Origin of the sequence: Streptomyces sp. UW30 (assembly GCF_008042075.1) — a bacterium.
Lineage (GTDB): Bacteria > Actinomycetota > Actinomycetes > Streptomycetales > Streptomycetaceae > Streptomyces.
Genome location: NZ_RDBN01000005.1, coordinates 647,954 through 658,383, shown reverse-complemented (window position 1 = coordinate 658,383; position 10,430 = coordinate 647,954). Strand labels below are relative to the sequence as shown.

The following is a 10,430-nucleotide window of genomic DNA, read 5'->3' as shown; positions in this document are numbered from 1 at the left end:
CCCCTTGGAACCGCCCTCGGTACGAAACCGCTGCGGCCCGTGCGCGACGAGGTACTCCGGATAGCCGCCACCGTGATCCCGCACGGTGACTTGCGGCCCGTCCACCGTCAGGGACACCGGCCCGCGCCCGTGCTTGTGCGCATTGGCGACCAGGTTCCCCAGCACCCGCTCCAGCCGCCGCCGATCCGTCTCCACCACGACGTCCCGCAGGACGACGACATCGGTCTCGGTGCCGGACGCCCGCACCACCCGTTCGGCCAGCGCCGCGAGCGGCTCGCTGTCCGGCTCGGAGCGCTCGCCGTGAAGGCCGCCGTCTTCATCACGGTGATGTGCTGTGCGCTGGCCGCACTGCTCGGCATCCTCGTGCATGTCTCGGTGACCAACCAGACCGTCGGCCAGGCCCGCGACCTCGCGCTGTCCCGGCTGGAGGACGCGACCGCGGCGTTCGAGGCCGGGGACCCCACCGGGCCCGGCGTCGGCATCGACCCCCCGGACCTGCCCGAGTCGCTGCGGAAGCTGGCGGTGGCCGGGGAGCGCGGCACGATGGTCGCCGACCACCGCGGCCGGCCGACGATGTGGGCGGCGGGACCGGCGGACGGCGAGCGGGCGCTGGCGGTCGAGGTGGACTACTCGCAGCAGGCCCGCACCATCGACGGCCTCGACCGGGCGATCGTGTGGTCGTCGGCGCTGGCGATCGGGGTGACGGTGCTGGTGGGCGCGTTCGCGGTGACGCGGGTGACGCGGCGGCTGCACGCCACCGCCCGGGTGGCCCGGCGGATCAGCGGGGGCGATCTGGACGCCCGGGTGGACGACCCCCGTACCCGGGACTCGACCCGGCCGCCGGACGAGGTGGCCGCGGTCGCCGCCGCGCTGGACACCATGGCCTCCTCGCTGCAGAGCAAGCTGCTCGCCGAGCAGCGGTTCACGGCGGACGTGGCGCACGAGCTGCGCACGCCGCTGACGGGTCTGCACGCGGCGGCCGAGCTGCTGCCGCCGGGGCGGCCGACGGAGCTGGTGCTGGACCGGGTGTCCGCGTTGCGCACGCTGACGGAGGACCTGCTGGAGATCTCGCGGCTGGACAGCGGGCGCGAGCGCTCCGAGCCGGACAGCGAGCCGCTCGCGGCGCTGGCCGAACGGGTGGTGCGGGCGTCCGGCACCGAGACCGATGTCGTCGTCCTGCGGGACGTCGTGGTGGAGACGGATCGGCGGCGGCTGGAGCGGGTGCTGGGGAACCTGGTCGCCAATGCGCACAAGCACGGGCGCGGGCCGGTGTCCCTGACGGTGGACGGGCCGCAAGTCACCGTGCGGGATCACGGTGGCGGCTATCCGGAGTACCTCGTCGCGCACGGGCCGCAGCGGTTTCGTACCGAGGGCGGTTCCAAGGGGCGCTCCGAGCCGGACAGCGAGCCGCTCGCGGCGCTGGCCGAACGGGTGGTGCGGGCGTCCGGCACCGAGACCGATGTCGTCGTCCTGCGGGACGTCGTGGTGGAGACGGATCGGCGGCGGCTGGAGCGGGTGCTGGGGAACCTGGTCGCCAATGCGCACAAGCACGGGCGCGGGCCGGTGTCCCTGACGGTGGACGGGCCGCAAGTCACCGTGCGGGATCACGGTGGCGGCTATCCGGAGTACCTCGTCGCGCACGGGCCGCAGCGGTTTCGTACCGAGGGCGGTTCCAAGGGGCACGGGCTGGGGCTGACCATCGCGTTGGGGCAGGCGGAGGTGTTGGGGGCGCGGCTGACGTTCGCCAACGCGGTGGACGGCGGCGCGGTCGCGACACTCGCCCTGCGGTAGGCGCGGCTCCTCCCCCGCGCCGGCTTCTCCTTTGGCCCATTAGGACGAGCGAACGCCCGATTGCGTAATTAATGTGGCGGTTAGTCAGGTTCGTTCCCTTGTCCTGGAGGTACACATGGCCCCGCGATCCCGACTCGCCCTGTCCATAGCCGCCGGCCTTCTCGCCGCAGCGGCTGCCGCAACGCCCGCCGCCGCCGATGACGAGTGGGGGTCCCAGGGGGACTCCGGCGCGTCCCAGGTCGAGGACTGGGGCGGATCCGAAGGAGGAGACGGGGGCCAGGGGGGCAACCAGGGCCAGCGCTTCACCCGCGGCCGCGTCACCGCCGGCACGCTGCTGCTGCGCAGCGCACCCAACCGCGGCAGCCAGGTGATCCGGGTCGTCCACCAGGGGGACATCGTCAGGATCTTCTGTCAGACCGAGGGGCAGAGCGTCCAGGGCAACCGCACCTGGTACCTCCTCGCGGACGGCACCTGGGCCTGGGGCTCGGCCCGGTTCATCGACACCCTCGGGCGCTCGCCGCGCTGGTGCTGAGCCATTAGGCACACAAGACGGACTATTTGGGTAGGTTCCGGACATGACCAAGGCCGGAACCACCCTGGTGGCAGCGGACGCACCCGCTCCCACCGCACCCCTCCCCCGGCGCCGTGGCATCGAACTGGCCCTCATCGTCGTGGCCGTGCTGCTCTCCGTGTACGGCTACTGTGCGGTCGGCCTCGCCAAGAACGGCACCGTCCCGCCCGGCGCCGCCGGCTACGGCGCCGGACTGGGCGTACTCGCGCTGGTCGCGCATCTGGCCGTACGCCTGCGCGCCCCCTGCGCGGACCCGCTGCTGCTGCCGATCGGGGTGCTGCTCAACGGCCTCGGCCTGGTCCTGATCTACCGGCTCGACCTGGAGACGCCGGGCGACCGGGCGGCGCCCACCCAACTCGTGTGGTCCACGCTGGGAGTGGCGCTGTTCATCGTGGTGGTCCTCCTCCTGCGCGACCATCGCGTGCTCCAGCGCTACTCCTACGTCTGTGTCGTGGCCGCACTGGCCCTCCTGACCCTGCCGATCTTCTTCCCGTCCGTGAACGGCGCCCGCATCTGGATCCGCATCGCCGGATTCTCCATCCAGCCCGGCGAGTTCGCGAAGGTGCTGCTCGCGGTGTTCTTCGCGGCGTACCTGGCCGCCAACCGCAACGCGCTGGCGTACACGGGCCGTCGGGTCTTCGGCATCGAGAAACTCCAGCTGCCCACCGGGCGCGTCCTCGGCCCGATCGTCGCCATCTGGCTGCTGAGCGTCGGCGTCCTGATCCTGGAACGCGACCTGGGCACCTCGCTCCTCTTCTTCGGCCTGTTCGTGGTCCTTCTCTACGTCGCCACCGGCCGCACCGGCTGGATCGCGCTCGGCCTGCTGCTCGCGGCGCTCGGCGCGGTGGCCGTCGGGGAGTTGGAGCCGCATGTGCACGGCAGGGTCGAGGACTGGCAGCATCCGTTCGCGTCGATCGCGGCGGGCGAGGGCCCCAACCAGCTGTCCCAGTCGCTGTTCGCCTTCGCGGCGGGCGGCCCGCTCGGCACCGGACTGGGCCTCGGCCACTCGATCCTGATCGGCTTCGCGGCCAAGTCGGACTTCATCCTGGCGACGGCCGGGGAGGAGCTGGGCCTGGCGGGACTGTCCGCGATCTTCCTGCTCTACGGCCTGCTGGTGGAGCGCGGCTACCGGGCGGGCCTCGCCCTGCGCGACCCCTTCGGCCGGCTGCTCGCGGTCGGGCTCGCCTCGATCGTGGCGCTCCAGGTGTTCGTGATCGCGGGCGGCGTGACGGGCCTGATCCCGCTGACCGGCATGGCGATGCCGTTCCTGGCGCAGGGCGGCTCGTCGGTGGTCACCAACTGGGCGATCGTGGCGCTGCTGATCCGGTTGAGCGACCGGGCACGCAGCCGGCTCGGCGTTCCCAAGGCCGAGGAGGCCGCCGTACCGACAGGACCCGGCGCCCCCGCGGAGGCCGCCCGATGACCCGGCACATCCGGCACGCCGCGTTCTTCTGCGCCCTGCTGCTGGTGGCGCTGCTCGTCAACGCCACCCGCATCCAGGTCTTCGAGGCCCCGTCCTACGACGACAACATCGCCAACCGCCGCACCACGATCGCCCGTTACGGGCAACCGCGCGGCGACATCCTGGTCGACGGCGAACCGGTCACCGGATCCCATGACACCGGCGAGCACCTGCGCTACGAGCGGACGTACACGAACGGCCCGATGTTCGCGCCCGTCACCGGCTTCGCCTCGCAGGAGTACGGCACGACGTTCCTGGAGCACTCCCAGGACGGCGTCCTGGCGGGCACGGACCCGCTGCTGTCGCCCTTCGCGCTCATGAACGGCGTCGCCCGGGACCGCTACCCCGGCGGCGACGTCGTCACCACGCTGCGCAAGGCCGCACAGGAGGCGGCGTACGAGGGGCTGGCGGGCCGCAAGGGCGCGGTGGCGGCGATCGAGCCGTCGACGGGACGGATCCTGGCCCTGGTCTCGGCCCCCTCGTACGACCCGTCCGTCCTGTCCGGGAACGGCGCCTCGGTGAGCCGGTCCTGGGCGTCGCTGAACCGGGACGGGGACCGGCCGATGCTCAACCGGGCGGTGCGCAAGACGTATCCGCCGGGTTCGACCTTCAAGGTCGTTACGGCGGCCGCGGCACTGGACGCGGGCGTGGTCGAGGACCTGGACGAGCCGACCGACTCCCCCGACCCGTACCGCCTGCCGGGCACCAGGACGTCGCTGACGAACGAGTCCGAGGGCTGCGAGGACGTCCCGTTGCGCAAGGCGTTCGAGTGGTCGTGCAACACGGTGTTCGCCCGCCTGGGGGTCGAGGTCGGGGTGAAGCAGATGGCGACCACGGCGGGGGCCTTCGGCTTCAACGACGCGAAACTGAAGATCCCCTACTCGGTCGCCGAGAGCACCTTCGACACGACGGTGGACCGGTCCCAGCTCGCCCTGTCGTCGATCGGGCAGTACAACACGCGCGCCACCCCGCTCCAGATGGCGATGGTCGCGGCGGCCGTGGCGAACGGCGGCCAGGTGCGGTCGCCGTATCTGGTGGAGCGCACGACCCGGGCGAGCGGCGCGACGGTCTCGACAGCCGGTTCGGGCCCGATCCGGCAGGCGATGCGGCCGTCGACCGCGAGGCTCCTGAAGGAGCTGATGGTGGACGTGGTGCGGGAGGGCACCGGCACCGGCGCCTGGATCCCGGGCGCGACGGTCGGCGGCAAGACCGGCACGGCCCAGCACGGCCTGGGCAACTCCGGTACGCCGTACGCCTGGTTCGTCTCCTGGGCCAAGGGCGACCGTGATCTGGAGCCCAAGGTGGCGGTGGCGGTGGTGGTGGAGGACGCGGACGCGGACCGGGGCGAGATCAGCGGCGGCGGTGACGCGGCGCCGATCGCGCGGGCGGTGATGGAGGCGGTGCTGAAGTCACCCTCGAAGGAGGGCAGTTGACGCGGGCTCCTGGATCAGGGCGGACGGCAGGGCGACGTAGGCGGTGACGCCCGCGCCCTGGGTGGGGCGGAGCTCGACATGCGCGCCGAGGCGGACGGCGAGGGCACCGACCACGTGGTGGCCCAGGAACCGGGTCGGGGTGGCGTGCAGGGAGTCGCCGCCCTTGCCGGACAGAACGGTGTTGGACTCGGCCATGCGGTCGGGTGTCATCCCGATCCCCCGGTCTACGACGGCCAGGCAGTACTCGGCTCCGTCCCGCCAGCCGTAGACCTCCACGGGCTGCTTGGGCGGGCTGAACATCAGCGCGTTCTCCACCAACTCGGCGAGCAGGTGGGACAGTTCGGCGACACAGTGGCCGCGGACACCGCACTGCTGGATGTCCACCACGGTCACCCGCCGGTACTGCTCGACCTCCGACACCGCCGAGCGCACCACGTCGGCGACCGCGACCGTGCCCTTCCAGGACCGGGCCGGCGACTCCTCGCCGGCGAGCACCAGCAGGGACTCGGCGTTGCGGCGCATCCGCGTGGCAAGGTGGTCGAGTTCGAAGAGCTCGGCGAGAGCGTCCGGGTCGAGCTCCTGGCTCTCCAGGGTGGTGATCAGGCCGAGCTGCCGGCTCAGGAGGCTCTGGTTGCGGCGTCCGAGGCTGGCGAGGGACTCGGTACTGGTGCGGCGCAGGACGGCCTGCTCCGCGGCGAGACCGACGGCGGTGTCCTCGACGTTGCGCAGTGCGGCGGCCAGCCGGCTGATCTCCCGTGCGCCGCCGGACAGTCGGGGCCGCTCGAACTCCGGCGCGAGCGGGGCGTCGGGGTCGGCCTGCTGGATCCGCCGGACCGCCTCGGGCAGCCGGTTCCCGGCGACGGTGTCCGCCTCGTCGGCGAGCGCACCGAGGGGCCGAGTGATGGAGCGGGCCGAGAAGACGGCCAGTGCGACGGCCACGGCGAGGATCAGCACCCCGAGGCCGAGGAAGCCGCCGAGCTGACGGGTGGCAGCAGATCCGGCCTCGCCGGCCCGCGCACGGACGTCGTCCCCGACACCCCTCTGCACACCGTGCAGATCGTCCACGAGGGTCGTCATGTCGGCCCACCACCGGGCAGGAACCACTGTGAGATCGGACCCGTCGGCACCCCGCTCGGCCCGCGCCTCGTATCCGACCACCCGGCCCGCGCCGGCCGTACCGAAGGCGGCGTCGAGCGCGGACTCCTCGTCCTCACCGGCCAGTTGCCTGAACTGCTCCAGTGCTGCCACCCGGGTGGCCCGGACCTCCGTGAAGTCGAGGTACTCACCGGAGCGGAACCGCCCGGCCGCGAACACCCCGTTGAGGGAGCCGCGTTCGAGCGCGACGGCCTCCGTGGCCCGGGCGAGGGCCTGAAGGGCCTGCACGCCCTGCGCGATACGCCGGTCGCCGTCCGGGACACCGGCCGACTCGGCGTCGATGAGTCGCGTGACGGCCTTGGTGTAGGTGCGCAGGGTGGCGGCGCGCTCGGCGGTGCCGGCGTCGACGTACTCGCGCGTGGTGGCGAGGGCGGCGAGCGGCACGTCGGCGGCACGCAGAGCGGACACGAGCGCACCGCTCTCCTCGTCGAGCGCGGCGCTCAAGGCGTCCCGTGCCCGGTCGGTACGGGTCCGTTGCGCGACGACGTCGTCCCGGTACCCCTTCTCACCCCCCAACAGCCCGTTGGTCAGCCCGCGTTCTCGCTGCACTTCCCGGACTAACCCCTGCACCCGCAGCAGTACCCCGACATGAGCCTCGGTCTCCCGGGCGCCGGACCAGTCGGCGGCCCGGTCGGCGACGCCGAGCCCGGTGAGGGCGAGCAGCAGACACGTCGGAACGGCCAGCACTATGGCCATACGGCCCCGGATGGAGCTCCAGCCGGGCAGCGCGGCAGGGCGGCGGACGGTCGAGCGGAGGGTGGTCAGTACATTCCCCGTCATGCCCCGCGACGCTACGGGCAGGCCGGTCAGGGCACGGTTTCCCGCCCGTAAGACGGCGGTACACAGGTACTCACGCACACATCGTCCCGGCTGTGAAAGAAGGACATGTGCCCACTTACTGAGACGCCCTCTGGGCCTGTCGGCAGGCCCCGACCTATCGTTCGGTCCATGACGACATCACCCGCACCGGAAGCCGCCTTCGAACTCGCCCAGGTCAACATCGCCCGCCTCAAGGCCCCGCTGGACTCCCCCCAGTTGAAGGACTTCGTGGACAGCCTCGACCCGGTGAACGCGGATGCCGACGCCGCCGACGGCTTCGTCTGGCGGCTGGAGGGCGACGCCGGCGACGCGACGGACGTGAGTGTCTTCGGGGACGAGTGGCTGATCATCAACATGTCGGTGTGGCGGGACACGAACGCCCTGACGGCGTACATGTACCAGGGCCGCCACCGGGAGATGCTGGCCCGCCGTCGTGAGTGGTTCGAGCGCGTGCAGGAGGCGATGACGACCCTGTGGTGGGTCCCCGCGGGCCACCGTCCCACGGTCGCGGAAGCCGAGTCCCGCCTGCTGCATCTGCGCACGAACGGCCCGACCCCGTACGCCTTCACCCTGCGCACGTCGTTCCCGCCGCAGGGGGCGCAGCCGGTGCTGGGCGAGGTGCCGGAGGGGCTGGGCTGCTCGGTCTAGGGAGGTTCAGCCCTCCGCCCCCGCCTCGATCGCGTCCTCGACCTCGGCCACCCGCTCCCGCTCCTCCACCGCGAACCGCTCGGCGTCGAGCTGCTCGGCGATCTCCTCGTCCTGGGCCATCAGCAGGTCCAGATTCGAGTCCCCCATTTCGAAGACACCCATATCGACATAGGCCTGCTGAAGGCGCTTGCCCCACAGCCCGATGTCCTTCACGCAGGGCACGATGCGGGAGAAGAGCAGCCGCCGGAACAACTGCAGAAACTCCGAGCGCTCGCTGATGTCCTCAGCCTCGGCCTTCGGAATGCCGAAGTTCTCCAGGACCTCGACGCCCCTCAGCCGGTCCCGCATCAGATAGCAGCCTTCGATGACGAACTCCTCGCGCTCCCGGAGTTCGGCATCGGTGAGCTGCTTGTAGTAGTCCCGAAGCGCCATCCGCCCGAAGGCGACGTGCCGCGCCTCGTCCTGCATGACATAGGCCAGGATCTGCTTGGGCAAGGGCTTGGTGGTCGTGTCGCGAATCATGCCGAACKCCGSGAGCGCCAGCCCCTCGATCAGCACCTGCATACCGAGATACGGCATGTCCCACCGGCTGTCGCGCAGCGTGTCACCCAGCAAGGACTGCAGATTGTCGTTGATCGGATAGACCATCCCGATCTTCTCGTGCAGAAAGCGCCCGTAGATCTCGGCGTGCCGCGCCTCGTCCATGGTCTGCGTCGCCGAATAGAACTTCGCGTCCATGTCGGGCACCGACTCCACGATCCGCGCCGCACAGATCATCGCGCCCTGCTCACCGTGCAGAAACTGGCTGAACTGCCAGGAGGCGTAATGCCGCCGCAGTTCACCCTTCTCCCGCTCGCTCATCTTCGCCCAGTACGGCGTCCCGTAGAGCGCCATGGCCTCTTCCGGCGTACCGAGCGAGTCGTACGGATCGACCTCCAGATCCCAGTCGATCCTGAGCTGTCCGTCCCACTGCTTGTCCTTGCCCTTCTGGTACAGGGCCAGGAGCCGGTCGCGCCCGTCGTCGTACTCCCAGCTGAAACGGGCCGCACCGGCCGCCGGCACCTCCCAGTGAGGTTCTCCCGGATCGTTGGCGTACAGGTCGTATGTCGGCATGTTCGGCAGGCTCACACGTAGTAGACGCGGGGTCAACAAGTCCTGCGCAAGGGATTGACGGCCTTGCTGACAGGCAGTCTCATAAGACTCGGACGACGTACCCCGGTAACAGAGGTGAGGGACCGATGACGACCCTGACGGAAGCCGACGCGGTCGAAGGGCTGCGCGACGCACTCGGGCTGCTCAAGGACCGCGAACAGGTGGCCGAACGCCTCCTTGCCTCCTCCGCCAAGCACTCCTTCGACCCCGACAAGGAGCTGGACTGGGAGGCGCCCTTCGAGGAGGGCAAGTGGTTCTGGCCGCCGGAGCTGGTCTCGCTCTACGACACCCCCCTCTGGAAGCGGATGAGCGAGGAACAGCGCATCCTCCTCTCCCAGCACGAGTCGGCGGCCCTGGCCTCCCTCGGCATCTGGTTCGAGATCATCCTGATGCAGCTCCTGGTCCGCCACATCTACGACAAGGCGGCGACGAGCGCCCACGTGCGCTACGCCCTCACCGAGATCGAGGACGAGTGCCGCCACTCCAAGATGTTCGCCCGCCTGATCTCCCACGGTGACACCCCCTGGTACCCCGTCAGCCGCGCCCACCAGCACCTGGGCCGCCTCTTCAAGACGATCTCCACCACCCCCGGCTCCTTCACCGCCACCCTCCTCGGCGAGGAGGTCCTCGACTGGATGCAGCGCCTGACCTTCCCGGACGAGCGCGTCCAGCCCCTCGTACGCGGCGTCACGCGCATCCACGTGGTCGAGGAGGCCCGCCACGTCCGCTACGCCCGCGAGGAGCTGCGCCGCCAGATGGTGACGGCCCCGAAGTGGTCCCAGGAGTTCACCCGCGTCACCTCCGGCGAGTTCGCCCGCATCTTCTCCGTGGCCTTCGTCAACCCCGAGGTCTACACCAACGTAGGCCTGGACCGGCGAGAGGCCCTGGCCCAGGTGAAGGCCAGCGCCCACCGCCGCGAGATCATGCAAACAGGCGCCAAGCGCCTGACGGACTTCCTGGACGACATCGGAGTCCTACGCGGAGTGGGCCGACGCCTGTGGAGGTCGTCGGGCCTCCTGGCGTAACCCCACGCCCCACAGCCGCCCACGGCGCGAAGGGGCCGTGCCCGGGTGGGTATCCGCCCGCAGCGGCGGACGCCGACGGCGCGAAGGGGCCGTGCCGGGGGGTGTCCGCCCGCAGCGGCGGACGCCGACGGCGCGAAGGGGCCGTGCCGGGGGGTGTCCGCCCGCAGCGGCGGGCGTCAAAAAGACAGCACCTCTCTGAGAACAGCAACCGCCCGACCGAGGACGGACACCCCCCGGCACGGCCCCTTCGCGCCGTCGGCGTCCGCCGCTGCGGGCGGATACCCACCCGGGCACGGCCCCTTCGCGCCGTGGGCGGCTGTGGGGCGTGGGGTTACGCCAGGAGGCCCGACGACCTCCACAGGCGTCGGCTCGGC

The 10,430-nt window shown here is 71.3% G+C and carries 9 protein-coding genes; 6 read left to right on the top strand and 3 right to left on the bottom strand.

Features of this window, described 5'->3' with window-relative positions; translation table 11 throughout:
- A partial coding sequence (locus EAO75_RS46475) for an ATP-binding protein (RefSeq protein ID WP_410092199.1) occupies nucleotides 1-249 on the bottom strand: 249 nt, incomplete at its 3' end.
- 51 nt (nucleotides 250-300) lie between these two features.
- Between EAO75_RS46475 and EAO75_RS04685 the strand changes: the two genes are divergently transcribed.
- From EAO75_RS04685 to EAO75_RS04665, 4 genes are all read left to right on the top strand, one after another.
- Entirely contained in the window at nucleotides 301-1,791 is a 1,491-nt protein-coding gene (locus EAO75_RS04685; RefSeq protein WP_261989182.1) for a sensor histidine kinase, read from the top strand.
- 115 nt (nucleotides 1,792-1,906) lie between these two features.
- Complete coding sequence (locus tag EAO75_RS04675) at nucleotides 1,907-2,323, top strand: SH3 domain-containing protein (RefSeq protein WP_147993706.1); 417 nt, start codon at nucleotides 1,907-1,909, stop codon at nucleotides 2,321-2,323.
- Between the two features lie 43 nt (nucleotides 2,324-2,366).
- The gene (locus EAO75_RS04670; protein ID WP_147993705.1) at nucleotides 2,367-3,785 is read left to right on the top strand and encodes an FtsW/RodA/SpoVE family cell cycle protein; all 1,419 of its coding nucleotides are present in this window, start codon (nucleotides 2,367-2,369) and stop codon (nucleotides 3,783-3,785) included.
- Entirely contained in the window at nucleotides 3,782-5,257 is a 1,476-nt protein-coding gene (locus EAO75_RS04665; protein WP_147993704.1) for a penicillin-binding transpeptidase domain-containing protein, read from the top strand. The genes EAO75_RS04670 and EAO75_RS04665 overlap by 4 nt, the downstream gene beginning before the upstream one ends.
- Here EAO75_RS04665 and EAO75_RS04660 read toward each other — a convergent pair.
- Nucleotides 5,234-7,192, bottom strand: a complete 1,959-nt coding sequence (locus EAO75_RS04660) for an ATP-binding protein (protein ID WP_147993703.1) — start codon at nucleotides 7,190-7,192, stop codon at nucleotides 5,234-5,236. The two genes, EAO75_RS04665 and EAO75_RS04660, sit on opposite strands and share 24 nt — an antisense overlap.
- 168 nt (nucleotides 7,193-7,360) lie before the next feature.
- Between EAO75_RS04660 and EAO75_RS04655 the strand changes: the two genes are divergently transcribed.
- A complete protein-coding gene (locus EAO75_RS04655; protein ID WP_147993702.1) occupies nucleotides 7,361-7,879 on the top strand; it encodes a DUF3291 domain-containing protein in 519 nt (172 codons plus the stop codon).
- A 6-nt stretch (nucleotides 7,880-7,885) separates the two neighbouring features.
- Here EAO75_RS04655 and EAO75_RS04650 read toward each other — a convergent pair whose 3' ends face one another.
- Nucleotides 7,886-8,992, bottom strand: coding sequence for a ferritin-like domain-containing protein (locus tag EAO75_RS04650; protein ID WP_147993701.1), 1,107 nt, complete (start codon nucleotides 8,990-8,992; stop codon nucleotides 7,886-7,888).
- Nucleotides 8,993-9,117: 125 nt separating this feature from the next.
- Between EAO75_RS04650 and EAO75_RS04645 the strand changes: the two genes are divergently transcribed.
- The gene (locus tag EAO75_RS04645) at nucleotides 9,118-10,056 is read left to right on the top strand and encodes an AurF N-oxygenase family protein (protein ID WP_147993700.1); all 939 of its coding nucleotides are present in this window, start codon (nucleotides 9,118-9,120) and stop codon (nucleotides 10,054-10,056) included.
- The last annotated feature ends 374 nt before the right edge of the window (nucleotides 10,057-10,430 follow it).

Coding starts and splice junctions, on each gene's coding strand:
- EAO75_RS04645 (WP_147993700.1), top strand. CDS start 9,118: ATGACGACCCTGACGGAAGCCGACGCGGTCGAAGGGCTGCGCGACGCA.
- EAO75_RS04660 (WP_147993703.1), bottom strand. CDS start 7,192: ATGACGGGGAATGTACTGACCACCCTCCGCTCGACCGTCCGCCGCCCT.
- EAO75_RS04655 (WP_147993702.1), top strand. CDS start 7,361: ATGACGACATCACCCGCACCGGAAGCCGCCTTCGAACTCGCCCAGGTC.
- EAO75_RS04665 (WP_147993704.1), top strand. CDS start 3,782: ATGACCCGGCACATCCGGCACGCCGCGTTCTTCTGCGCCCTGCTGCTG.
- EAO75_RS04675 (WP_147993706.1), top strand. CDS start 1,907: ATGGCCCCGCGATCCCGACTCGCCCTGTCCATAGCCGCCGGCCTTCTC.
- EAO75_RS04670 (WP_147993705.1), top strand. CDS start 2,367: ATGACCAAGGCCGGAACCACCCTGGTGGCAGCGGACGCACCCGCTCCC.